This window comes from Brachybacterium sp., from assembly GCF_052095815.1.
GTDB lineage: Bacteria > Actinomycetota > Actinomycetes > Actinomycetales > Dermabacteraceae > Brachybacterium.
In genome coordinates this window covers 17,667-39,311 of record NZ_JBQDLF010000020.1, presented here as the reverse complement: position 1 = coordinate 39,311, position 21,645 = coordinate 17,667, and the positions used below count along the sequence as shown (strand labels likewise).

Genomic DNA, 21,645 nt, shown 5'->3' with positions numbered 1-21,645 from the left:
TCTTCTCGTCCTGTGTCCGGGCGGCGATCACAGCGCCAGGCCAGCCTCGCGGGCGCCGTCTGCGACGGCGGCCACACGGCCGTGGTACTTGTTGCCGCCGCGGTCGAACACGACGGAGTCGATCCCGGCAGCCTTGGCACGCTCAGCGACGAGGGTCCCGACGGTGCGGGCCTTGTCGGTCTTCGCTGCCTCGGTGCCGCGCAGGTCGGCTTCCATGGTCGATGCCGACGCGATGGTCTTGCCGAGAGCGTCGTCGACGACCTGGACGAAGACGTGGCGTGCCGAGCGGGTGACCACCAGGCGCGGACGCTGGGCGGTGCCGACGACGCGACGACGGACCCGCAGGTGACGGCGGCCGCGCGAACGCAGCTTGCTGCCGCGGTTGCCCTTGGTGTGCTTGAGTGCGTAACCCATGATCACTTACCAGCCTTTCCGGCCTTGCGGAGCACGACCTCGTCGGCGTAGCGCACACCCTTGCCCTTGTAGGGCTCGGGCTTGCGCAGCTTGCGGATGTTCGCTGCGACCTCGCCCACCTGCTGCTTGTCGATGCCGTTGACCGAGAACTTGGCCGGCGACTCGACGACGAAGGTGATGCCCTGGGGCGCCTTCACCACGACGGGGTGGGAGAAGCCGAGGGCGAACTCGAGGTCCGTACCCTTCGCGGTGACACGGTAGCCCGTGCCCACGATCTCCAGCTTCTTGGTGTAGCCCTCGGTGACACCGAGGACGATGTTGTTGATGAGGGTGCGGGTCAGGCCGTGAAGGGCCTTGCTCTCGCGCTCCTCGTCGGGGCGGCTCACCACGATGGTGCCGTCCTCACCGCGCTCGACGGTGAGGGGAGCCGGCACGATGTGCTTGAGCTCGCCCTTGGGGCCGGTCACCGTGACGGTGCGGTCCTCGATGGTGACGTTCTGGACTGAGGCCGGCACTGCGACCGGCAGGCGTCCGATGCGGGACATAGCTGTTTGTCTCCTCTCCCGCTCACCAGATGTAGGCGAGGACTTCCCCACCCACACCCTTCTTGGCTGCCTGCCGGTCGGTCAGAAGGCCGGAGGACGTGGACAGGATCGCCACGCCCAGTCCGCCGAGGACCTTGGGCAGATTGGTGGACTTCGCGTACACACGCAGGCCGGGCTTCGAAATACGACGGATCCCGGAGATGGCACGCTCACGGCTGTCCGAGTACTTGAGCTCGAGGACGAGCTTGGAGCCCACCTCGGCCTCTTCCTCGGTCCAGCCGAGGATGTAACCCTCTGCCTTCAGGATGTCCGCGATGCGGGCCTTCAACTTCGAGTACGGCATGGACGCGGTCTCGTGGTACGCCCCTGAGGCGTTACGGATCCGCGTCAGCATGTCCGCGATCGGGTCGGTCATGGTCATGTCTGTTGCTTCTTCCTCACCTGGTTTCCCTCGGCCGCCATGTATGCGACGAGGGACCTCTGGCGGTAGTCCTTACCAGCTGCTCTTGGTCACGCCGGGGAGCTCACCGCGGTGAGCCATCTCGCGAAGGCAGACTCGGCAGAGCCCGAACTTGCGGTACACGGAGTGCGGACGGCCGCAGCGCTGGCAACGGGTGTAGCCGCGCACAGCGAACTTGGGCTTGCGCTCCGACTTCTTGATCAGGGCTGTCTTCGCCATATCAGTTCTCCTTGAAGGGGAAGCCGAGCAGCTTGAGCAGCGCGCGTCCCTCGTCGTCGGTCTTCGCAGTGGTCACGACCGTGATGTCCATACCGCGGACGCGGTCGATCTTGTCCTGGTCGATCTCGTGGAACATCACCTGTTCCGTGAGACCGAAGGTGTAGTTCCCGTTGCCGTCGAAGTGCTTCGGGGACAGGCCCCGGAAGTCACGAATACGGGGCAGCGCGGTGGACAGCAGGCGGTCCAGGAACTCCCACATGCGGGCGTTGCGCAGGGTGACGTGGGCACCGATCGGCATTCCCTCACGCAGCTTGAACTGCGCGATGGACTTGCGAGCCTTGGTGACCTGGGGCTTCTGGCCCGTGATGTCCGCGAGATCGCGGATGGCACCGTCGATGACCTTGGAGTCGCGAGCGGCGTCGCCGACGCCCATGTTCACGACGATCTTGGTCAGACCGGGGACCAGCATGACGTTGCTGTAACCGAACTGCTCGGTCAGCTGAGCCTTGATGGTCTCGTTGTACTTGCTCTTGAGGCGCGGGGTGGTCGCCTGGGTGGCAGTCTCGCTCATCTCAGATGTCCTTCCCGGAGCGCTTGGCGAAGCGGACACGCACCTGCTTGGTGCGGCCGTTCTCGAGCTCGAGGGTCTCGACGCGGTAACCGATCTTGGTCGGCTTGTTGTCCTCCGGGTCGACCAGAGCCACGTTCGAGACGTGGATCGAGGCCTCGCGCTGCTCGATGCCGCCCGCGCCGCCAGCCTGGTTGGGCTTGACATGGTGCGTGCGGCGGTTGATGCCCTCGACCAGCACACGCTGGGAATCGGGGAACACCTGCAGGACACGGCCCTGCTTGCCCTTGTCGCCGACCTCGAGACCGCGCTTGGCGGCGGTGTCGCTGTCGCTGGTGCGACCGGTGATCACCTGGACGAGGTCGCCCTTCTTGATCTTCATCTTTGCCATGTCACACCACCTCCGGTGCCAGCGAGACGATCTTCATGAAGCGCTTGTCGCGCAGCTCGCGGCCGACGGGGCCGAAGATGCGGGTTCCGCGCGGCTCCCCATCGGTCTTGAGGATCACCGCTGCGTTCTCGTCGAAGCGGATGTAGGAGCCGTCGATGCGACGGACTTCCTTGGACGTGCGGACGACGACCGCCTTGACGATGTCGCCCTTCTTGACGTTGCCACCGGGGATGGCGTCCTTGACGGTCGCCACGATGGTGTCCCCGATGCTGGCGTAACGGCGACCGGAGCCACCGAGAACACGGATGCAGAGAATCTCCTTGGCACCCGTGTTGTCGGCGACCTTCAGTCGCGACTCCTGCTGAATCACTCGTTCTCCTATCGTCTCACCGGTTCTCTTCCCACCCGCGGGAGCGGATGAGCCGAGCCTTGCGGAACGGAATATGGACACTGCATATTGCACTTCACCGACTCTGGGCAGAACTTCGACCAAAGGCGTGACCGTCGACCGGTCCCGGGCACCAAAAAACTCCTCATCCGGACTCAGGCACTAGCGTGAGGAACGCACAGCGTTCGCTTCTCGTGCGAGGTCTCCGGGGAGGATGGATCTGGTGACACCGGATCCTGTCGCAGCCGTCCATCCGCCAGCATCCGAGGATGCATGCGCACAGCCGTCCGGCAACTGCTCAAGACTACGCGCCGCACCAGCCGCTGTCACCCCTTCTCCCCGAGGCGAACCGTGTGTGCTTGCTCTCCTGCCGATCACCGCCGGCAGCACTCCCCCACGACACTCCCCCACGACGGCGATCACCGGTCGGGCACGGCAGATTCTGGGGTGGGGCATAGGCTCGTGCCCATGATCGACATCGACATCGCACGGCGCCTGCGGGACGCAGGACTGCAGTGGGCGCCGGCGGACGGCGACCTCTTCATCATCGACAACGAGCAGCTGCGGGACGAGACCTTCATGCTCTCGGCGATGGTCATCGAGCTCGGGAATGGGCGCAGCGGAGAGCGGGTCTTCCGGTTCAACGGGACCACCGAGTGGGCGCTGGATTCCGTGGAGCAGGAGGATGCGCTCTGGATCCCCCGGGAGGATCAGCTGCGCGCAGCACTCGGTGAATCCTTCAGCGCGCTACGCCGCACCGCGGACGGCAGCTATGCCGTCGCGCTGATCGACGGCGAAGGCGCCACCCGGGAGGTCCCCGCGCCCGCAGCGGAAGATGCGCTTGCCGGCGCACTGCTGATCCAGTTGACCGCCTGACCCGGCTGGGACGGCGCGGCGCACCACCCCCGCGGCCACAGCGGCCAGCTCGGCAGCAGCGCAGAGACGAAGAGAAGGGCCGACCCTCCCTGTGGGAGGACCGGCCCTTCTCTGGATCACGGAGCGGTCACTGGGACCGCCCGATCACTTGGCGCGCTCGACGATCTCGACCAGACGCCACCGCTTGGTGGCGGAGGTGGGACGAGTCTCCATGACGACGACACGGTCGCCGATGCCGGCGCTGTTCTCCTCGTCATGAGCCTTGAACCGGCTCGTCTTGGTCGTGACCTTGCCGTAACGGGCGTGCTTCACACGCTCCTCGACCTCGATCACGATGGTCTTGTCCATCTTGTCCGAGACCACGTAGCCACGCTGGGTCTTGCGGTAGGGACGCTCGTGGGAGGACGCGTGCGCGCCTTCCTTGTCGAGCTCCTCGACGGCCGGGGTCTCGGCCTGGGTGTTGTCAGTCATCTCTGTTCCTCGCTTCGCGGTCACTCGGCGGCGCCGGGCGCCTGACGGATGCCCAGCTCTCGCTCGCGCAGGATCGTGTAGATCCGTGCGATGTCCTTCTTGACGGACCGCAGACGGCCGGAGTTCTCGAGCTGACCGGTCGCGGACTGGAAACGGAGCTTGAACAGCTCGTCCTTGCCCTTGGCAAGTTCTTCCACCAGCTTCGCGTCGTCCAGCTTGTCGAGTTCATCGGCGGTGAGCTTGGTCGCTGCCATCAGATGTCACCACTCTCTCGGCTCAGGATGCGGCTCTTCATGGGGAGCTTGTGCTGCGCCAGGCGGAGTGCCTCGCGAGCCACCTCCTCCTCGACGCCGGCGAGTTCGAACATGACTCGACCCGGCTTGACATTGGCGATCCACCACTCGACCGAACCCTTACCGGAGCCCATGCGGACCTCGGCAGGCTTCTTGGTGAGCGGACGATCGGGGTAGATGTTGATGAACACCTTGCCGCCACGCTTCATGTAGCGCGTCATGGCGATACGTGCAGCTTCGATCTGACGGTTGGTGACATAGGCGGGCTCGAGAGCCTGGATGCCGTAGTCGCCGAACGCGAGATCGGTGCCGCCCTTGGACATGCCACTGCGGTGCGGTCGGTACTGCTTGCGGTGCTTGGTCCTGCGAGGGATCAGCATGTCGCTCAGGCCTCCGTTCCGGGCTGCTGTACGGGCGCGGGTGCCGCCTGCTCGGCGGAAGCGGACGGAGCAGCAGCCGGAGCTGCACCCTCCGAGCCGTCCCGACGCGCGGTGGCGTTGCGCTCGTTGCGACGGCCACGCGGGCGCTCTGCACGCGGGGCGCCACGTCCGCCGGAGCGGGGACCCTGCGAGGCGGCCTGCTGAGCCGCGAGCTCCTTGGCGGTGACGTCGCCCTTGTAGATCCACACCTTCACGCCGATGCGGCCGAAGGCGGTCTTGGCCTCGTAGAAGCCGTAGTCGATGTTCGCGCGAAGGGTGTGCAGCGGCACGCGACCCTCGCGGTAGAACTCGTTACGGCTCATCTCGGCGCCACCGAGGCGACCGGAGACGGCCACTCGGATGCCCTTCGCACCTGCACGCTGCGCGGACTGCATGCCCTTGCGCATCGCACGGCGGAAGGAAACGCGGGCGGCGAGCTGCTCGGCGATGCCCTGAGCAACCAGCTGAGAGTCAGCCTCGGGGTTCTTGACCTCGAGGATGTTCAGCTGGATCTGCTTGCCGGTGAGCTTCTCGAGCTCACCGCGCAGGCGCTCGGCCTCCGCGCCACGACGCCCGATGACGATGCCCGGGCGGGCGGTGTGGAGGTCGACGCGCACACGGTCACGGGTGCGCTCGATCTCGACCTTCGAGATGCCAGCCCGCTCCATGCCCTTGGACATGAGCGTGCGGATCGCGACGTCTTCCTTCACGTAGTCGCGGTAGCGCTGACCCTCCTTGGAGGAATCAGCGAACCACCGGCTGCTGTGCTCCGTCGTGATCCCGAGACGGAACCCATTCGGATTGACCTTCTGGCCCATTCGGGACTCCTTACTTGTTCACGGGAGCGACGACCACGGTGACGTGGCTGGTGCGCTTCTTGATCTGGAAGGCTCGACCCTGAGCACGCGGCTGGAACCGCTTCTGGGTCGGACCCTCATCGACGAAGGCGGCGGCGACGGCGAGGTCGCGCTCGTCAAAGCGCTCCCCTGCCTGATCAGCCTTCACCCGCGCGTTGGCGATCGCGGACTCGACGAGCTTGAGGACGGGCTCACTGGCGGCCTGCGGGGCGAACCGCAGGATGTCCAGGGCCTCGGCCGTGCTCTTGCCACGAATCAGGTCCACAACGCGGCGAGCCTTCATGGGCGACATGCGGAGATGCCGCACCTGCGCCTTGGCTTCCATTGCTGTCCTGCTTTCTTCTGGGTGTCGGGACGTGCTGCCGTGCTGACCTCAGGTCAGCGACGACGGCCCTTTCTGTCGTCCTTCTCGTGGCCCTTGAAAGTCCGCGTAGGAGCGAACTCGCCGAGCTTATGGCCGACCATCGACTCGGTGACGAACACCGAGACGTGCTTGCGACCGTCGTGCACTGCGAAGGTGTGGCCGAGGAAGTCCGGGGTGATGACCGAACGACGCGACCAGGTCTTGATGAGGTTCTTGGTGCCCTTTTCGTTCTGGACATCCACCTTCTTCTGAAGGTGGTCGTCCACGAAGGGGCCCTTGGCGATACTGCGAGGCATAGTTCCTGGTTCTCCCTATCAGCGCTTCTTGCCGGTCCGACGACGGCGCACGATGAGCTTGTCGCTCTCCTTGCCCGGCCGACGGGTACGGCCCTCGGGCTGACCCCAGGGCGACACCGGATGACGACCACCGGAGGTACGGCCCTCGCCGCCACCATGCGGGTGATCGTGCGGGTTCATGACGACGCCACGCACGTGAGGGCGCTTGCCCTTCCAGCGCATGCGGCCGGCCTTGCCCCAGTTGATGTTGGACTGCTCGGCGTTGCCGACCTCGCCGATGGTCGCGCGGCAGCGCGCATCGACGTTGCGGATCTCGCCGGACGGCATGCGCAGCTGCGCATACGGTCCTTCCTTGGCGACCAGCTGCACGGAGGCGCCGGCGCTGCGGGCGATCTTGGCACCGCCACCGGGCCGAAGCTCGATGGCATGGACCACGGTGCCCAGCGGGATGTTGCGCAGCGGCAGGTTGTTGCCGGGCTTGATGTCCGCGCCTGGACCGTTCTCGATCCAGTCGCCCTGACGCAGCTTGGCCGGCGCGAGGATGTAACGCTTCTCGCCGTCCAGGTAGTGCAGCAGTGCGATGCGCGCGGTGCGGTTGGGGTCGTACTCGATATGAGCGACCTTCGCGTTGACGCCGTCCTTGTCGTGACGGCGGAAGTCGATCACGCGGTAGGCCCGCTTGTGGCCACCGCCCCGGTGACGGGAGGTGATACGACCGTTGTTGTTACGACCGCCGGACTTGGACAGCGGGCGGACCAGCGACTTCTCCGGCGTGGATCGGGTGACCTCGACGAAGTCGGCGCCACTCGAGAAACGACGACCGGGCGTGGTCGGCTTGCTCTTACGAATTGCCATGTGGGATTCCCTCAGACTCTCTTCGGCTCCTCGGATATCGGCCGCCTCAGGCGACCGACCCTCCGAAGATGTCGATGGCTCCGTCAGTCAGGGTGACGATGGCGCGCTTGGTGTCCTTGCGCTTGCCGGTCCCGAAGCGCGTGCGGCGCGTCTTGCCCTGACGGTTGATCGTGTTCACCGAGGAGACCGTGACGTCGAAGACCTTCTCGACGGCGATCTTGATCTCGGTCTTGTTGGCGTCGGCAGCCACCAGGAAGGTGTACTTGCCCTCGTCCATCAGCCCGTAGCTCTTCTCGGAGACGACCGGGGCCAGCAGGATGTCGCGGGGGTCCTTGTTCAGCGAGGTCACTTCGACTCCTCCTCGGTGGACTCCTTGACTGCGTTCACGAACCCGGCGGCCTTGGCGGCCTCCTCAGTCGCGAACCAGACTTCGGCCTTGGTACGGCCGTACCACGGGGAGTCCGGGGTGTGGAACTTCATCGAGTCCTGGTTGCCCTTGATCGTGAAGCCCTCAGGTGCGGAGTCGTCGGCCAGCGGGGCCGCCGATCCCTCACCGAAGGGGGCTTCCTGCGCAGCGGCCGGAGCGGCAGCGGCAGCAGCCGGTGCAGACTTCGCAGCGGCGAAGGTCGAGGTGGACAGGGACAGGGTTGCCTGGGCCACGAAGTCCTCGAGCGCAGCGGCGGTGAAGACCACGTCGTCGGAAAGCATGACGTCGTAGGTGTTCACCTGGTCCGCGTACAGGACGTGGGTGGCAGGCAGGTTGCGCGAGCTCAGCGCGCCGAGATCGTCATCGCGACGCACGACCACCAGCAGGTGGCGACGATCGGAGACATTCGCCAGGGTCTGGCGGGCGGCCTTGGTGGACGCGACGTCACCCTCGAGCAGCGAGGAGATGACGTGGATGCGGCCGTTGCGGGCGCGGTCCGAGAGGGCTCCGCGCAGGGCGGCGGCCTTCATCTTCTTCGGGGTCCGCTGGCTGTAGTCACGCGGCACGGGGCCGTGGACGACGCCACCGCCGGCGAACTGCGGCGCACGGAGCGAGCCCTGACGGGCACGACCGGTGCCCTTCTGCTTCCAGGGCTTCTTACCGCCACCACGCACCTCGGCGCGGGTCTTGGTCTTGTGCGTGCCCTGACGAGCGGCCGCCTGCTGGGCGACGACCACCTGGTGGATCAGGGGCACGTTGGTCTGCACGTCGAAGATCGACGCAGGCAGCTCGACGGAGCCGGACTTCTTGCCGGCCGGATCGAGCACGTCGACAGAGAGATTCGCTGCCATCGGGCTCAGGCCTCCTTCGCGGGGCTCTTGACAGCCGAGCGGACGAGCACGAGGCCGCCCTTGGGGCCGGGAACGGCACCCTTGACGAGCACGAGGCCCTTCTCGACGTCGACCGCGTGAACGGTCAGGTTCTGGACACTGGTGCGGTCGCCGCCCATGCGGCCAGCCATGCGCTGACCCTTGAACACGCGACCGGGGGTGGATGCGCCACCGATGGAACCGGGCTTGCGGTGGTTGCGGTGCGCACCATGGGAGGCGCCGACACCGGAGAAGCCGTGGCGCTTCATGACGCCCGCGGTGCCCTTGCCCTTGGAGGTGCCGACGACGTCGACCTTCTGGCCGGACTCGAACACCGAGGCGTTGATCTCCTGGCCGACGGTGTAGTCAGCGGCGTCGACGGTGCGCAGCTCGACGAGGTGACGGCGCGGGGTCACGCCGGCCTTCTCGAAGTGGCCCTTCAGCGGTGCCGACACCTTGCGGGGGTCGATCTGGCCGTAGGCGATCTGCACGGCGTCGTAGCCGTCGGTCTCGATAGACCGGATCTGGGTGACGACGTTCGCACCGGTCTGCACGACGGTCACAGGGACGAGCTTTCCGTTCTCGTCCCAGACCTGGGTCATGCCGAGCTTGGTGCCGAGCACGCCGGACACCGGACGGGCCTTCTGGCCGGTCAATTCGTTGCTCATCTCCACCACCCTCAGAGCTTGATCTCGATGTTGACGTCCGCCGGCAGGTCGAGGCGCATGAGCGAGTCCACAGCCTTGGGCGTGGGATCGACGATGTCGATCAGTCGCTTGTGCGTGCGCATCTCGAAATGCTCACGGGAGTCCTTGTACTTGTGGGGAGAACGGATCACGCAGAACACGTTCTTCTCGGTCGGCAACGGCACCGGGCCCACCACAGTCGCGCCAGCGCTGGTGACCGTGTCGACGATCTTGCGCGCCGAGCTGTCGATCACCTCGTGGTCGTACGACTTGAGCCGGATGCGGATCTTCTGTCCCGCCATGGCGTCCTGTCTCTCTTCTAGGTCTGGCATGGAAGCAGCCGTCTCCCGGTACCCGAGGACGGGCGTGTCGGCCTCTGCGGGGCACACGAGCCCAGCACAGAACCGCCGAAAGTCGGCTGCTGCTGCGTCGATTCCCTCGTTCGATGCGCGATCCATGCCAGGGGCAAGGTTCGCATCCTCGGGACGGGCCTCATCCGGTGATCATTCGCCGAGGTGCCCCAGGGGACACTCAGAGAACGGAACCGGGTATGTCGGCCCACGCAGACAACTTGAACAGTGTGCCAGAGATCGGACCGCCCCCACAAGGGAGGGGCAGGTGCAGCCGATCACATGCTCAGCACCGGCGCCGGTGCCGGAACTCAAGAAGGGCCCGGACGCTGCCGCCCGAGCCCTTGCCACCGTACCCTCCCACGCCGTCCCGCTGGCACATCCGCCGTTCAGAGGGGAGGCGACCGATCACTTGTTCGTGCTCGGCCCGATCCCGCCCTGCAGCTGACGTTGGAAGATGAGGTACACGATCAGCACCGGGATGATGGTGATGGTGACGGAGGCGAACATCGCGCCCCAGTCCGAGTCGTACCCCTGCTGGGCCTGCATGTTCGCAAGACCCTGGGCGAGGACGTACTTGTCCCGATCGGTGTTCAGCACGATCGGGATCAGGAACTGGTTCCACAGGCCCAGGAAGTTGAAGATCGTCACGCTGGCCATGCCCGGGCCCGCCATCGGCAGCATCACCTGGAAGAAGGTCCGGAAGTCCCCCGCGCCGTCGATCGCCGCCGCCTCCGCGATCTCTTCCGGCAGCTGCCGGAAGAAGGCGTAGAGGAAGAACACGGTGAACGGGAGCGCGAAGCCCACATACGCCAGGATGAGGCCGATGTAGGTGCCGCGGATGTACAGCGACTCCATGATGAAGAACAGCGGCACCACCGCGAGGAACAGCGGGAAGGTGAGCCCGGCGATCAGGCCGTAGTACAGCACCTGCCGGCCCGGGAAGTCGTACCTCGCCAGCACGTAGGCGCACATCGCGCCGAGCAGCATGACCAGCACCAGTGCGACGCCCACCACCAGCACGGTGTTGCCGAAGAATCGGCCGATGCCGGCTTCCGTCCAGGCGGTGACGAAGTTGTCGAAGTTCCATGATTCCGGCATGGCGAACGGAGAGGCGAGGATCCCGCCGGAGCTCTTGAAGGAGCTGAAGACCGTCCACAGCAACGGCAAGAGCACGACCAGCGCCCACAGCGAGAGGATGGTCTGGGCGACCACCGTGAACACGCGGTCCTTCGGATTGGCCCGGCGCCGACGGGACGCGGCTGTCGCGCCGGTGGAGTGTGCCGGCGCGGATCGGGGCGCCTTGAGCTCGGTGTTCATCGCTCCCCCTTCTGGCGGGTGCTGAACAGGACGATGACAGCCATCAGCATCGTGATCAGCGCCATCACCACACCCATCGCCGAGGCGAGGCCGAATCGGGAGTCACTGAATGCAGTCTGGTAGAGATACCTCGAGACCACCTCGGTGCTCTTGCCGAGCCCGCCGTTGGGGGTCATGACGTTGATGTACACGAACATGTCCAGCGCCATGATCCCCATATAGACCGCCGCCGTGGAGACGTTCTCCCGCACCATCGGCAGGATCACCGCCACGGAGAGGCGGAAGCGACCGGCCCCGTCGATGCGGGCCGCCTCGACCACCTCGGAGGGGATCGACTTGATCGCCGCGACGAACAGGACCATGTAGAAGCCCACCAGGCTCCACACCACGGCGGCCACGATCGCCGCCAGTGCGAAGCGCCGATCGCCCAACCAGGCGATGTGGATGTCCAACCCCACCAGGTTCAGCAGCCCGTTCAGGAGCCCGCCGTTGGGCGAGTAGATGAAGGCGAAGAGGATCCCGACGACCACCGCGGGGATGACGTAGGGAAAGAAGCTGACGACCCGGAAGATCGTCGCGCCGCGGATGCCGCGGATCGTGCCGCGGCTGTCCCCACCCACCGTCACCAGGATGGCCAGGATGAAGGCGAGGGTGATGGTCACGGTGGGCAGCACGATCATGAAGATCATGTTGTTCCGCAGTGCCCGACGGAAGACGTCGTCGTGGAAGAGCGTGACGTAGTTGTCCAGCCCGATGAACTGCGGCGCCCTGGCCAGGCCGCGCCAGTCGGTCAGCGAGTAGTAGAACGCCTGCAGGAACGGCGAGACCACGAACACGACATAGATCAGCATCGGGAGGCCGAGGAAGAGCGCGAAGAACAGCACGCGGGAAGGGGTGATGCGGGCACGCCTCCCCCGGGAGCGCGGGGCGCTCACCGGAGGAGTGGCCGCGGGGACTACCGCCATCATTCGACGTCGAACTTCTCGATGCTGTCGTCTTCGCGGACCTTGTCGATCGCAGCCTGCGAACGCTCCCGCGCCTCGTCGGCGGTGACGTCACCGTTGAGGAACTCCGCCCACAGGGGCTTGAACTCATCACCCATGCCGTACCAGTCGGTGAAGTTGTAGGTGAAGACATCCTCTCCGGCGGCGTCGATCATGGAGCTGACCGAGGCCAGACCCGTCGAGCCGAAGCCGTCGTCGGGGATGGTGTCTTTGACGATCGTCATCGAGGAGGTGAGCTTCGAGAAGTTCTCGCACTGCTCCTTGGAGAGCATGACGCGGAGGAACTCGAGCCCGCCTGCCCCGTTGGCGGCCTTGCTGGGGACCATGAAGGGCTCGCCGGCAGCGCCGTGGATGGCGGTCGGGCTCATCGTGCCGCCGTCGGCGAGCATCGGGGTCGGGGCGCCGGTCATGGCGTAGTCCTCGGGCGTGGTGCTGCGCTGCTCATTCTCGATCCAGGACCCGGAGGGGTACATGACCGCCTTGCCGGTCACCCACTGGGTCTGGGCCTCGGTGTGCTTGATGCCGGCGCCGCCGGAGAGGAAGTACCCGGCCTTGACGGCCTCCTCGATCGCGGCGAAGGCATCGACCACGGTGGGCTGCTCATAGGCGCCCTCCTCCAGGCGATCCAGCATCTTCGCGACCTCCGGGCCGCCCTGCTTGATCGCCATCGACAGCGCGAGCTCGTGATAGTAGTCGGCGGCGTTCTGACCGCCCCAGGCGAACATGGCCAGACCCTCACCCTTGGCGGCCTCGGCGATGGTCATGACATCGTCCCAGGTGGTAGGGGCCTCCCAGCCCTTGTCCTCGAACTGCTTGGCCGAATACCACAGGGCGAAGACGGTGTACATGTAGTTCAGCGCGTACAGCTTGCCGGAGTAGGTGCCCGGCACCAGCACACCGGGCAGCAGGGACTCCTCGATGGTGCCGCCGTCGAGCGACGGCGCCTTGATGAGGGCGGCGAGGTCCGCGAGGCTGCCCTCGGAGATCAGGGCGCTGGCGTTCATCGACTGCGCACCTGAGTTGTCGAACAGGTCCGGGGGGTTGCCGCCGATGAAGCGGGGTTGGAGGTCGGGCTGGATGTTCACGGTCGAGGTCACCGCAGCGGTCGCCTCGGGGTAGAGCTCCTCGAACTTCGTTCCGGCATCCTTTGCATACTGGTCGCCGTAGCCACCGTTGAAGATGACCACGTCGACGGTCGAATCCGCTTCGACACCGAAGGGGTTCTCATCGCTGACGTCGCCGCCACCCGTGGCGACAGCGCCACCGCCGTCACTTCCTTCGTCGTCACCGCCACCACCGCCAGCCGCACAGGCGCTCAAGGCCACGGCACCGGTGCCGAGGGAGGCGAGAGAGAGGAAGCGGCGGCGGGAAGCGCCCATTCTGTCCAGGGGAGTCTCGAGCAGGGGATCGCGCTCAGCGTCCATGGTGTCCTCATTCGTTGTTCGTCGTCGAATACGAGTGCTGTACAGGACAGTAGTCGTTTATGTCGCGCGTCACGTGGTTTTCAGCGGCGTGCCCCGGATCGTTACCTGCACCCCCTGCCGCCGTGCGGGCGGAACCCAGCAAGTTCTCTCACGACTGCTCTACCGTGGGCTCCATGAGCCAACCGATGCAGTCCCCCCGCTCCGCGTCGCCGCTGACGGCGCGCCTGTACGACCTCGAGTACCCGCGCTCTCTCGGCGTCTACAACACCTACCAGGAGGTGCAGTCCGTGGTCGACACCCTGGCGGACCGTGAGTTCCCGGTGCAGAGCACGCTGATCGTGGGCACGGATCTGAAGCTGATGGAGCGGGTCACGGGGCGAAAGACCTGGCCGCGGGTGGTCGGGCAGGGCGTGCTCTCGGGCCTGTGGATGGGACTGTTCCTGGGCCTGCTCCTGATGCTGCTGAACCCGGGCGACCTCATGATCGTGGTGACCAGCGTCCTGATGGGCATGGTGTTCTTCACCGTGTGGTCCGTCATCGGATATGCGATGACCGGGGGCAAGCGTGACTTCACCTCGATGACCTCGACCATCCCGATGCAGTACGAGCTGCTCGTCGAGCACAAGCACGCCGCGCAGGCGCGCCAGATCCTCGCTGACTCCGGTGCGGGGCCCGCTCCCACCGCTGCACCCGCCCCGGTGACGGCTCCGCCTCACGGCCATACCCCGCTCCCCCACGCAGGCGCACCCTCCAGCGGGGGCCAGCAGTTCGGCGCACGCACGCCGCAGCCCGGCGCACCCGTGTCCGGCGCACCCGCCCGACCCAGCTACGGACAGCCGGCCTCCGGCGCGTCCCCAGCCCAGGGAGAGCCTCGCAGCCACCGGCCCACCTTCGGGAAGCCGGCCGGTGCACCCCTCCATGAGCAGGCGACCTCGCCGTCGACTCCGCAGGCGTCTGCCGCCTCCGGCAGCTTCGGAGCGCCGGCACCTGCGCCCGAGCCTGCGCCTGGTGCCGGGGGTGCCTCACAGTCCCACTCCACACCGGACGGCCGTCCGAGCAGAGGCGATCATGCCGCTCCCCCGCAGGACGGCAGCCAGGACGGCGACGCCTCGCGCTGACCGGTTCGGCTCAGGGGGCAGGCCCCCGCATCAGCACGTCGGGCGTGCTTGGTGCGGGGGCCTTTCTCTGCCCCGTGCCCCTGAGCTCCGTGGTCCTCAGGAGCTCACTGGCCTGCCGTCCCGCCGTCCTCGCCGCCTGCCGGCCTGCCCTCCAGCTGGCCCGGGCACCTGCCGCCAGCCCTTCTGCTGCCCTGCTGCCCTGCTGCCCGTCCTGCTGCTCACGCGCATCGGCAGGATGATCAGCTGTACGGCGTGGGCCCGAAGACGGAGCGGGCCCAGAGACGACGAAAGACCCCGCACCGGTCATCCCGGTGCGGGGTCTTCGTTGCTCAGCGCTCGCAGAGAGAGCGCCTCACGGTTGCGGGGTCACCCCCGCGGCGATCACTTGGTGATCTTGGTGACGCGGCCGGAGCCCACGGTGCGGCCACCCTCACGGATGGCGAAGCCGAGGCCCTCCTCCATGGCGATCGGCTGGATCAGCTCGACCGTCATCTCGGTGTTGTCGCCGGGCATGACCATCTCGGTGCCCTCGGGCAGCGTGATGACGCCGGTGACGTCGGTGGTGCGGAAGTAGAACTGCGGGCGGTAGTTCGAGTAGAACGGGTTGTGACGCCCGCCCTCGTCCTTGGACAGGATGTAGACCTGCGCCTCGAAGTTCGTGTGGGGGGTGATGGTGCCGGGCTTGGCGACGACCTGGCCGCGCTCGACGTCCTCACGCTTGGTGCCACGCAGCAGCAGACCGCAGTTCTCGCCGGCCCATGCTTCGTCCATCTGCTTGTGGAACATCTCGATGCCGGTGACGATCGTCTTCTGCGGCTCGCGGATGCCGAGGATCTCGACCTCGGAGTTGATCGCGAGCTTGCCGCGGTCGACCTTGCCGGTGACGACGGTGCCACGACCCTGGATCGTGAAGACGTCCTCGATCGGCATCAGGAAGGCCTGGTCGAGATCGCGGACGGGGTCCGGGATGGACTCATCCACGGCGTCCATGAGCTCTTCGATGGCCTTGACCCACTTCTCTTCACCCTCGAGGGCCTTGAGAGCGGAGACCTGGATGACCGGCGCGTCCTCGTCGAAGCCCTGAGCGCCCAGCATCTCGCGGACCTCCATCTCGACGAGCTCGAGGATTTCCTCGTCGTCGACCATGTCGGACTTGTTGAGAGCGGCGAGCAGGTAGGGAACGCCGACCTGCTTGGCGAGCAGGACGTGCTCACGGGTCTGAGCCATCGGGCCGTCGGTGGCGGCGACCACGAGGATCGCGCCGTCCATCTGAGCAGCGCCGGTGATCATGTTCTTCACGTAGTCAGCGTGCCCGGGGGCGTCGACGTGCGCGTAGTGGCGCTTGTCGGTCTCGTACTCGATGTGCGAGACGTTGATCGTGATGCCGCGCTGCTTCTCTTCGGGCGCGTTGTCGATCGTGTCGAAGTCACGCTTCTCGTTGAGATCCGGGAACTTGTCGTACAGAACCTTCGAGATCGCAGCGCTCAGCGTGGTCTTGCCGTGGTCGACGTGACCGATGGTGCCGATGTTGACGTGCGGCTTGGTCCGCTCGAACTTGGCCTTCGCCATGATGGTGTCCTCCTAGGACTTCTAATCGTGGTACTTCTGGATCGGGATCGGATCCCGCCTCGGCGAGGCGGAGCTCCGAAGGGAGTGTGGGGGAAACAGGAGAAGGAGCCTACCTGCTTCCCCCGACTCCTCACTCGCCCCGGGTCTTTGCGATGATCTCGTCCGCGATGCTGGACGGGACCTCCGAGTAGCTGTCGAACTGCATGGTGTACATCGCACGGCCCTGGGTCTTGGACCGCAGGTCGCCGACGTAGCCGAACATCTCCGACAGCGGCACGAGAGCACGGACGATCTTGACCCCGCTCGCGTCCTCCATCGACTGGATCTGACCTCGCCTGGAGTTCAGATCGCCGATGACATCTCCCATGTACTCCTCAGGAGTACGGACCTCGACGTCCATGAGGGGCTCGAGGAGGACCGGCTGCGCCTTGCGCAGGGCCTCCTTGGCCGCCATGGAGCCGGCGATCTTGAACGCCATCTCCGAGGAGTCGACGTCGTGGTAGGCGCCGTCAAGCAGCGAGGCCTTGACGTTCACGACCGGGTAGCCGGCGAGGATGCCGGAGACCAGGGCGCTCTGGATGCCTGCGTCCACGCTCGGGATGTACTCGCGCGGGATGCGGCCGCCGGTGACCTTGTTCTCGAACTCGTAGAACACGCCGTCTTCGGCATCGGTCAGCGGAGCGAAGGTCACCTGGATCTTCGCGAACTGGCCGGAGCCACCGGTCTGCTTCTTGTGGGTGAAGTCGAACTTCTCCACCGTCCGCTTGATCGTCTCGCGGTAGGCCACCTGCGGCTTGCCGATGTTGGCCTCGACGTTGAACTCGCGACGCATACGGTCCACGAGGATGTCGAGGTGCAGCTCGCCCATGCCCTTGATGACGGTCTGGCCGGTCTCCTCGTCGAGCTCGACCTGGAAGGTCGGGTCCTCCTTGGCGAGCTTCTGGATGGCCACACCCAGCTTCTCCTGGTCGCCCTTGGTCTTCGGCTCGATGGCGACCGAGATGACCGGCTCCGGGAAGCTCATGGACTCGAGCTGGATCGGGTTCGCCGGATCGGTGAGGGTGTCACCGGTGGTGGTGTCCTTCAGACCGATGAACGCGTAGATGTGGCCCGCGAAGGCCTCATCGACCGGGTTCTCCTTGTTGGAGTGCATCTGGAACAGCTTGCCGACGCGCTCCTTCTTGCCGGTGGTGGCGTTCAGGATCTGATCGCCCTGCTTCACCTGGCCGGAGTAGACGCGCACGTAGGTCAGCGACCCGAAGAACGGGTGCGCGGCAACCTTGAAGGCGAGGCCGGAGAAGGGCTCGTCCCACTCGGGCTTGCGGGTCAGCTCGACCGACTCGTCGTTCGGCTTGTGGCCGACCATCGGGGGCACGTCGAGCGGCGAGGGCAGGTAGTCGATGACACCGTTGAGCATGGGCTGGACGCCCTTGTTCTTGAACGCGGTGCCGCAGAAGACCGGGTATGCCTCGGAGTTGACCGTCATCGAGCGGATGCCGGACTTCAGCTGCTCGAGGGTGAGGTCGCCCTCCTCGAGGTAGGCCTCCATGAGCTCCTCGGAGCTCTCGGCGACGTCCTCGACGAGCTTGCTGCGGTACTCCTCGACGGTGGCTGCCAGATCCTCGGGGATCGGGATCTCGCGCTGCCACTGGCCGAGCGAGGGGTCACCCTTCTTCGAGTTGATCGCGGGCATGTCCTCTTCGAGGGTCTCGGGCCAGTCGTAGGCCTTCATCTCGACGAGGTCGACGATGCCGGTGAAGTCGTGCTCTGCACCGATCGGGACCTGCATGACCAGCGGCTTCGCGCCGAGGCGGTCCACGATGGTCTTGACGGTGAAGAAGAAGTCGGCGCCGAGCTTGTCCATCTTGTTGACGAAGCAGATGCGGGGCACGTCGTACTTGTCGGCCTGGCGCCAGACGGTCTCCGACTGGGGCTCCACGCCCTCCTTGCCGTCGAACACTGCGACAGCGCCGTCCAGCACGCGCAGCGAACGCTCCACCTCGACGGTGAAGTCGACGTGGCCGGGGGTGTCGATGATGTTGATCTGGCTGTCGTGCCAGTAGCAGGTCGTCGCGGCCGACGTGATCGTGATGCCGCGCTCCTTCTCCTGCTCCATCCAGTCCATCGTGCCGGCGCCGTCGTGGGTCTCGCCCATCTTGTAGTTCACGCCGGTGTAGAAGAGGATGCGCTCGGTCGTGGTGGTCTTGCCAGCATCGATGTGAGCCATGATGCCGATATTGCGGACCTTGTTCAGGTCGCTGAGCACTTCAAGTGCCACGGGCTGTGCCTTTCTGGAGAACGGATGCTGGTGGAGCTGCCGAAGGACAGTCGGTGGGGTCCGCCCAGACGGGCGAACCCCACCGTGAACTCACCAGCGGTAGTGAGCGAAGGCGCGGTTGGACTCGGCCATCTTGTGGGTGTCCTCGCGGCGCTTGACAGCTGCACCGAGGCCGTTGGAGGCGTCGAGGATCTCGTTCATCAGACGCTCGGTCATGGTGTTCTCGCGGCGGGCGCGGGAGTAGCTGACCAGCCAGCGCAGCGCCAGCGTGGTGGAGCGGCCGGGCTTGACCTCGATCGGCACCTGGTAGGTCGCGCCGCCGACTCGGCGGGAGCGGACCTCGAGGGAAGGCCGGATGTTGTCCAGAGCCTTCTTCAGGGTGACGACCGGATCCTGGCCGTTCTTCTCACGGGCACCCTCGAGGGCGCCGTAGACGATGCCCTCGGCGACGGTCTTCTTGCCGTCCAGGAGGATCTTGTTGATGAGCTGCGTGACGATCGGCGACCCGAAGACGGGGTCGACGGCCAGCGGGCGCTTGGGAGCGGGGCCCTTACGAGGCATTACTTCTTCTCCTTCTTGGCGCCGTAGAGCGAGCGCGCCTGCTGGCGGCCCTTGACGGACTGGGTGTCCAGTGCGCCGCGAACGATCTTGTAGCGCACGCCGGGGAGGTCCTTCACACGACCGCCGCGGACGAGCACGATCGAGTGCTCCTGGAGGTTGTGGCCCTCGCCGGGGATGTAGGCGCTGACCTCGATGCCGGTCGACAGCCGCACACGCGCGATCTTGCGCAGCGCAGAGTTCGGCTTCTTGGGGGTCTGGGTGTAGACGCGGGTGCAGACACCGCGGCGCTGGGGCGAACCCTGGAGCGCGGGCGTCTTGGAGGAGGACGAACGACCGTCCCGCCCCTTGCGCACCAACTGCTGAATAGTAGGCACAGCTTCTCTTCCTTGTCAGCCCTCGGAGCTGTTGGCACCGAAGGATCAACATCTTCGACCGCTTGCACGGTCGGCGACCCGATATTCACCGCCCCCATGGCCCGGGAGGCTCGGCGTATCGGCCCGCCCGACAGGTGATGGCACCAGTCGGGCGTCCAGGAGGACCGTGATCGGCGCCCCGGGGCAGGAGGCCGGGCATGGCCACCCTTCCCATATTCGGGCACACCGCGAGGATCCGCTCCTCGCGGGGGACACCCCCCGCAGCCCCGAAGGGCACGCGGGTCAGTCCCGGGTCACGACCAGAGGGCACTCCGGACGCATACGCAGTCTACTGAGATGCGCGGGATGCGGTCAAAGCTTCTGGGAGGTTCCGACACAGATCACATGACGCCCTGTGACCGCCGGCCGAACCCGCAGCAAAGCGCCCGGCGAGAGCCAGCATCTCCCCAGGTCAGCGCTATGCGAGCTGTACTGCACATCCCTGACGCCGTGGATCCCACTGGATCCCACGCACAACGGGACCCCGGGCCAGAAGCCCGGGGTCCCGTGGAAGATCAGTGCATCAGCACGTCAGTACGTCGCTCAGCGGATGCCGAGCTTGGAGGTGCAGGAGGGCCATGCGCCCCAGCCCTGCTGGGCCTGAACCTTCTTGGCGATGTCGATCTGCTGGCCGCGGGTGGCCTGGTTCGCGGTGGAGGCGTACTTGCCGCCGCCGAAGGCCTTCCAGGTTCCTGCACTGAACTGCAGGCCGCCGTAGTAGCCGTTGCCGGTGTTGATGGACCAGTTGCCACCGGACTCGCACTGGGCGATGCGGTCCCACACGGAGCCCGACGGAGCAGCCGGCGCCGAGGCACCGGTGTTCCCGGAGGACTCCGACGAGCTGCGCTCGGAGCTGCGGTTGGACTTGCTGCCGGTGCTGCGCTTCTCGCTGGAGGACTTCTCGGAGGACGACTTCTCCTCCTGCACGGGCTCCGGCTTCGGGGCGGGCTTGGTGCCCTTGGCGACGACCTCGGTCACCGGCTCGGTGACGACGGTCTCGGAGACCAGCTCGGACTCGGTGACCTCACCGTCGACGGTCTTCTCGGCGAAGACCTTCTCGGTGGCGCCCGCCTTGCCCTCGGTGGTGGTCTTGGTCTTGCCCTCGAGCAGCGAATCATCCTCGACGGTCTTCGTCTCGAACGGGATCTCGACAGACTCGGTGCGCTCGCCCTCGCGGACGCGTTGGACCGTGTGGGTCGCGCCGTCCTCGAGCAGGGTGTCGCGGGGGACGTCGGCGGTGTCGGTGTCCTCGATATCTCCGAGCACCTTCTCCATCGCCTCGCCAACGGTCAGGGCGGACACCTCGAAGGTGTCCTGGCCCTTCTGGCCGACGAAGGTGACCGTCTTACGGGTGACGATCTCGACCTCGCCGTTCGCGGCGCTGAGCGAGGAGGTGGGCTCCGGGGTGATCACGGCGCCCTCGGCCTTGTAGTCGGTCTCCTCGAGCGCATCGGCCACGGTGTCGCCGGTGGTGAGCAGATCCTTCGCCACCCCGTCGATGGTGACGGTGACCGGGGTGCGCTGGATGACCTGGATCTCGAGGCCGTCGGTGACGGCCTCCGTCAGGGCCGGCACCACCAGGTCGGTGTCCTTGACCTCGATGCCCTGGGCGGAGAGCAGATCCCCCACGGTGGGCTGCGAGAAGGTGCGCACCGAGGATTCCTCGCCGTACACGTTGAGCTGCGCCTCATTCGACATGGCGAACGCGGTGCCGCCACCTCCGACAGCGACGACGCACACGGTTGCGGCTGCGACGATCCACGGGGTCTTCTTCACTGTTCCACCTGTTCCTTGCCGCGGCATGCGGCGTTCGTGTCGTTCTCAGAGCTCCGGTCCCCAGCAGGTGGGGCATGCAGCTCCGGCACGCGCACGCACTCCGACGGAGATGCGGCAGGAAAGCCTGCGCGGGAACTGCCAGGTGCCATCGTTTCCCGGTTCGTCCCATTGCGTAAGGGGAGAGGCGAGAGTTTGAAGAAGCACCCGAGAGGTCTTTACCCTCTCGTGAACCTCAGGGTCTGCCAGGTCACGCCGCAGAGCCCTGGATCCGCCTGGAACGCGACCGGGACCACAGCGGACGCGTTCGCCGCCACTCCCCCACAGCCATCTGCCGCGGATCCCTCCCCGTGCCCTCTCGCGCCAGTCCCCCGTGCCCTCGTGCGGGGGTCCTTCCCTAGACGGGAGCAGCGCCAGTCCCTATACAGGGGCATCGG

28 protein-coding genes are annotated in these 21,645 nt (G+C 66.3%); 2 read left to right on the top strand and 26 right to left on the bottom strand.

Going from position 1 to position 21,645, the window contains the following annotated elements:
• Positions 1-27 precede the first annotated feature (27 nt).
• The 7 genes from rplR to rplN form a co-directional block, all read right to left on the bottom strand.
• Entirely contained in the window at positions 28-414 is a 387-nt protein-coding gene (gene rplR / locus ACTH43_RS09665; protein ID WP_441444691.1) for a 50S ribosomal protein L18, read from the bottom strand.
• Positions 415-416: 2 nt separating this feature from the next.
• On the bottom strand, positions 417-959 hold the full coding sequence (rplF, locus tag ACTH43_RS09660) for a 50S ribosomal protein L6 (RefSeq protein ID WP_441444690.1): 543 nt from the start codon (positions 957-959) through the stop codon (positions 417-419).
• A gap of 22 nt (positions 960-981) precedes the next feature.
• Complete coding sequence (gene rpsH / locus ACTH43_RS09655; protein ID WP_299298766.1) at positions 982-1,380, bottom strand: 30S ribosomal protein S8; 399 nt, start codon at positions 1,378-1,380, stop codon at positions 982-984.
• A gap of 72 nt (positions 1,381-1,452) precedes the next feature.
• Positions 1,453-1,638: a type Z 30S ribosomal protein S14 gene (locus ACTH43_RS09650; protein ID WP_193103395.1), complete on the bottom strand. Its 186-nt coding sequence runs from the start codon at positions 1,636-1,638 to the stop codon at positions 1,453-1,455.
• A gap of 1 nt (position 1,639) precedes the next feature.
• Positions 1,640-2,209, bottom strand: a complete 570-nt coding sequence (gene rplE, locus ACTH43_RS09645; RefSeq protein WP_441444689.1) for a 50S ribosomal protein L5 — start codon at positions 2,207-2,209, stop codon at positions 1,640-1,642.
• 1 nt (position 2,210) lies between these two features.
• A complete protein-coding gene (rplX, locus tag ACTH43_RS09640; protein WP_441444688.1) occupies positions 2,211-2,597 on the bottom strand; it encodes a 50S ribosomal protein L24 in 387 nt (128 codons plus the stop codon).
• A 1-nt stretch (position 2,598) separates the two neighbouring features.
• Positions 2,599-2,967: a 50S ribosomal protein L14 gene (gene rplN, locus ACTH43_RS09635; protein WP_089064412.1), complete on the bottom strand. Its 369-nt coding sequence runs from the start codon at positions 2,965-2,967 to the stop codon at positions 2,599-2,601.
• Between the two features lie 486 nt (positions 2,968-3,453).
• Between rplN and ACTH43_RS09630 the strand changes: the two genes are divergently transcribed.
• Complete coding sequence (locus ACTH43_RS09630; RefSeq protein WP_441444687.1) at positions 3,454-3,861, top strand: hypothetical protein; 408 nt, start codon at positions 3,454-3,456, stop codon at positions 3,859-3,861.
• A 144-nt stretch (positions 3,862-4,005) separates the two neighbouring features.
• On the opposite strand, the gene rpsQ is transcribed toward ACTH43_RS09630, so the two are convergent.
• The 14 genes from rpsQ to ngcE all read right to left on the bottom strand — a co-directional run bounded on the left by rpsQ (position 4,006) and on the right by ngcE (position 13,496).
• Complete coding sequence (gene rpsQ / locus ACTH43_RS09625; RefSeq protein ID WP_441444686.1) at positions 4,006-4,332, bottom strand: 30S ribosomal protein S17; 327 nt, start codon at positions 4,330-4,332, stop codon at positions 4,006-4,008.
• Positions 4,333-4,352: 20 nt separating this feature from the next.
• Positions 4,353-4,586: a 50S ribosomal protein L29 gene (rpmC, locus tag ACTH43_RS09620; protein ID WP_345077038.1), complete on the bottom strand. Its 234-nt coding sequence runs from the start codon at positions 4,584-4,586 to the stop codon at positions 4,353-4,355.
• Positions 4,586-5,005 carry a 50S ribosomal protein L16 gene (rplP, locus tag ACTH43_RS09615; protein WP_441444685.1) on the bottom strand — a complete coding sequence of 140 codons (420 nt, stop codon included), beginning with the start codon at positions 5,003-5,005 and terminating at the stop codon, positions 4,586-4,588. Before rplP ends, rpmC begins: the two co-directional genes overlap by 1 nt.
• A 5-nt stretch (positions 5,006-5,010) precedes the next feature.
• The gene (gene rpsC, locus ACTH43_RS09610; RefSeq protein ID WP_441444684.1) at positions 5,011-5,862 is read right to left on the bottom strand and encodes a 30S ribosomal protein S3; all 852 of its coding nucleotides are present in this window, start codon (positions 5,860-5,862) and stop codon (positions 5,011-5,013) included.
• Positions 5,863-5,872: 10 nt separating this feature from the next.
• Positions 5,873-6,226 (bottom strand): 50S ribosomal protein L22, encoded by a 354-nt coding sequence (gene rplV / locus ACTH43_RS09605; RefSeq protein ID WP_299298804.1) that lies wholly within the window; start codon positions 6,224-6,226, stop codon positions 5,873-5,875.
• A gap of 53 nt (positions 6,227-6,279) precedes the next feature.
• Entirely contained in the window at positions 6,280-6,561 is a 282-nt protein-coding gene (rpsS, locus tag ACTH43_RS09600; RefSeq protein WP_015776373.1) for a 30S ribosomal protein S19, read from the bottom strand.
• A gap of 18 nt (positions 6,562-6,579) precedes the next feature.
• On the bottom strand, positions 6,580-7,416 hold the full coding sequence (gene rplB / locus ACTH43_RS09595) for a 50S ribosomal protein L2 (RefSeq protein ID WP_441444683.1): 837 nt from the start codon (positions 7,414-7,416) through the stop codon (positions 6,580-6,582).
• Between the two features lie 46 nt (positions 7,417-7,462).
• On the bottom strand, positions 7,463-7,765 hold the full coding sequence (gene rplW, locus ACTH43_RS09590) for a 50S ribosomal protein L23 (RefSeq protein ID WP_441444682.1): 303 nt from the start codon (positions 7,763-7,765) through the stop codon (positions 7,463-7,465).
• Entirely contained in the window at positions 7,762-8,694 is a 933-nt protein-coding gene (rplD, locus tag ACTH43_RS09585) for a 50S ribosomal protein L4, sunset domain variant (RefSeq protein ID WP_441444681.1), read from the bottom strand. Before rplD ends, rplW begins: the two co-directional genes overlap by 4 nt.
• Before the next feature lie 5 nt (positions 8,695-8,699).
• On the bottom strand, positions 8,700-9,380 hold the full coding sequence (rplC, locus tag ACTH43_RS09580) for a 50S ribosomal protein L3 (protein WP_441444680.1): 681 nt from the start codon (positions 9,378-9,380) through the stop codon (positions 8,700-8,702).
• Between the two features lie 11 nt (positions 9,381-9,391).
• Entirely contained in the window at positions 9,392-9,700 is a 309-nt protein-coding gene (gene rpsJ / locus ACTH43_RS09575) for a 30S ribosomal protein S10 (protein WP_015776378.1), read from the bottom strand.
• Positions 9,701-10,156: 456 nt separating this feature from the next.
• Entirely contained in the window at positions 10,157-11,068 is a 912-nt protein-coding gene (locus ACTH43_RS09570; RefSeq protein ID WP_441444679.1) for a carbohydrate ABC transporter permease, read from the bottom strand.
• Positions 11,065-12,036 carry a carbohydrate ABC transporter permease gene (locus ACTH43_RS09565; RefSeq protein WP_441444678.1) on the bottom strand — a complete coding sequence of 324 codons (972 nt, stop codon included), beginning with the start codon at positions 12,034-12,036 and terminating at the stop codon, positions 11,065-11,067. Before ACTH43_RS09565 ends, ACTH43_RS09570 begins: the two co-directional genes overlap by 4 nt.
• The gene (gene ngcE / locus ACTH43_RS09560) at positions 12,033-13,496 is read right to left on the bottom strand and encodes an N-acetylglucosamine/diacetylchitobiose ABC transporter substrate-binding protein (protein WP_441444677.1); all 1,464 of its coding nucleotides are present in this window, start codon (positions 13,494-13,496) and stop codon (positions 12,033-12,035) included. Before ngcE ends, ACTH43_RS09565 begins: the two co-directional genes overlap by 4 nt.
• 173 nt (positions 13,497-13,669) lie before the next feature.
• Between ngcE and ACTH43_RS09555 the strand changes: the two genes are divergently transcribed.
• On the top strand, positions 13,670-14,614 hold the full coding sequence (locus tag ACTH43_RS09555; protein WP_441444676.1) for a general stress protein: 945 nt from the start codon (positions 13,670-13,672) through the stop codon (positions 14,612-14,614).
• Between the two features lie 381 nt (positions 14,615-14,995).
• Here the strand turns inward: ACTH43_RS09555 and tuf are convergent, their stop codons facing one another.
• From tuf to ACTH43_RS09530, 5 genes are all read right to left on the bottom strand, one after another.
• Entirely contained in the window at positions 14,996-16,183 is a 1,188-nt protein-coding gene (gene tuf, locus ACTH43_RS09550) for an elongation factor Tu (RefSeq protein WP_441444675.1), read from the bottom strand.
• 130 nt (positions 16,184-16,313) lie between these two features.
• Positions 16,314-18,461 (bottom strand): elongation factor G, encoded by a 2,148-nt coding sequence (fusA, locus tag ACTH43_RS09545; protein WP_441444674.1) that lies wholly within the window; start codon positions 18,459-18,461, stop codon positions 16,314-16,316.
• Between the two features lie 90 nt (positions 18,462-18,551).
• Positions 18,552-19,022 carry a 30S ribosomal protein S7 gene (rpsG, locus tag ACTH43_RS09540; RefSeq protein ID WP_299298842.1) on the bottom strand — a complete coding sequence of 157 codons (471 nt, stop codon included), beginning with the start codon at positions 19,020-19,022 and terminating at the stop codon, positions 18,552-18,554.
• Entirely contained in the window at positions 19,022-19,396 is a 375-nt protein-coding gene (gene rpsL, locus ACTH43_RS09535; RefSeq protein WP_345076990.1) for a 30S ribosomal protein S12, read from the bottom strand. Before rpsL ends, rpsG begins: the two co-directional genes overlap by 1 nt.
• 582 nt (positions 19,397-19,978) lie before the next feature.
• Positions 19,979-21,211 (bottom strand): resuscitation-promoting factor, encoded by a 1,233-nt coding sequence (locus ACTH43_RS09530; protein ID WP_441444673.1) that lies wholly within the window; start codon positions 21,209-21,211, stop codon positions 19,979-19,981.
• Between the last annotated feature and the right edge of the window lie 434 nt (positions 21,212-21,645).

Bases quoted from the DNA above. Each gene is read 5' to 3' on its own strand.
- rplR (WP_441444691.1), bottom strand. From the start codon at position 414: ATGGGTTACGCACTCAAGCACACCAAGGGCAACCGCGGCAGCAAGCTG.
- rplF (WP_441444690.1), bottom strand. From the start codon at position 959: ATGTCCCGCATCGGACGCCTGCCGGTCGCAGTGCCGGCCTCAGTCCAG.
- rpsH (WP_299298766.1), bottom strand. From the start codon at position 1,380: ATGACCATGACCGACCCGATCGCGGACATGCTGACGCGGATCCGTAAC.
- ACTH43_RS09650 (WP_193103395.1), bottom strand. From the start codon at position 1,638: ATGGCGAAGACAGCCCTGATCAAGAAGTCGGAGCGCAAGCCCAAGTTC.
- rplE (WP_441444689.1), bottom strand. From the start codon at position 2,209: ATGAGCGAGACTGCCACCCAGGCGACCACCCCGCGCCTCAAGAGCAAG.
- rplX (WP_441444688.1), bottom strand. From the start codon at position 2,597: ATGGCAAAGATGAAGATCAAGAAGGGCGACCTCGTCCAGGTGATCACC.
- ACTH43_RS09630 (WP_441444687.1), top strand. From the start codon at position 3,454: ATGATCGACATCGACATCGCACGGCGCCTGCGGGACGCAGGACTGCAG.
- rpsQ (WP_441444686.1), bottom strand. From the start codon at position 4,332: ATGACTGACAACACCCAGGCCGAGACCCCGGCCGTCGAGGAGCTCGAC.
- rpmC (WP_345077038.1), bottom strand. From the start codon at position 4,586: ATGGCAGCGACCAAGCTCACCGCCGATGAACTCGACAAGCTGGACGAC.
- rplP (WP_441444685.1), bottom strand. From the start codon at position 5,005: ATGCTGATCCCTCGCAGGACCAAGCACCGCAAGCAGTACCGACCGCAC.
- rpsC (WP_441444684.1), bottom strand. From the start codon at position 5,862: ATGGGCCAGAAGGTCAATCCGAATGGGTTCCGTCTCGGGATCACGACG.
- rplV (WP_299298804.1), bottom strand. From the start codon at position 6,226: ATGGAAGCCAAGGCGCAGGTGCGGCATCTCCGCATGTCGCCCATGAAG.
- rpsS (WP_015776373.1), bottom strand. From the start codon at position 6,561: ATGCCTCGCAGTATCGCCAAGGGCCCCTTCGTGGACGACCACCTTCAG.
- rplB (WP_441444683.1), bottom strand. From the start codon at position 7,416: ATGGCAATTCGTAAGAGCAAGCCGACCACGCCCGGTCGTCGTTTCTCG.
- rplD (WP_441444681.1), bottom strand. From the start codon at position 8,694: ATGGCAGCGAATCTCTCTGTCGACGTGCTCGATCCGGCCGGCAAGAAG.
- rplC (WP_441444680.1), bottom strand. From the start codon at position 9,380: ATGAGCAACGAATTGACCGGCCAGAAGGCCCGTCCGGTGTCCGGCGTG.
- rpsJ (WP_015776378.1), bottom strand. From the start codon at position 9,700: ATGGCGGGACAGAAGATCCGCATCCGGCTCAAGTCGTACGACCACGAG.
- ACTH43_RS09570 (WP_441444679.1), bottom strand. From the start codon at position 11,068: ATGAACACCGAGCTCAAGGCGCCCCGATCCGCGCCGGCACACTCCACC.
- ACTH43_RS09565 (WP_441444678.1), bottom strand. From the start codon at position 12,036: ATGATGGCGGTAGTCCCCGCGGCCACTCCTCCGGTGAGCGCCCCGCGC.
- ngcE (WP_441444677.1), bottom strand. From the start codon at position 13,496: ATGGACGCTGAGCGCGATCCCCTGCTCGAGACTCCCCTGGACAGAATG.
- ACTH43_RS09555 (WP_441444676.1), top strand. From the start codon at position 13,670: ATGAGCCAACCGATGCAGTCCCCCCGCTCCGCGTCGCCGCTGACGGCG.
- tuf (WP_441444675.1), bottom strand. From the start codon at position 16,183: ATGGCGAAGGCCAAGTTCGAGCGGACCAAGCCGCACGTCAACATCGGC.
- rpsG (WP_299298842.1), bottom strand. From the start codon at position 19,022: ATGCCTCGTAAGGGCCCCGCTCCCAAGCGCCCGCTGGCCGTCGACCCC.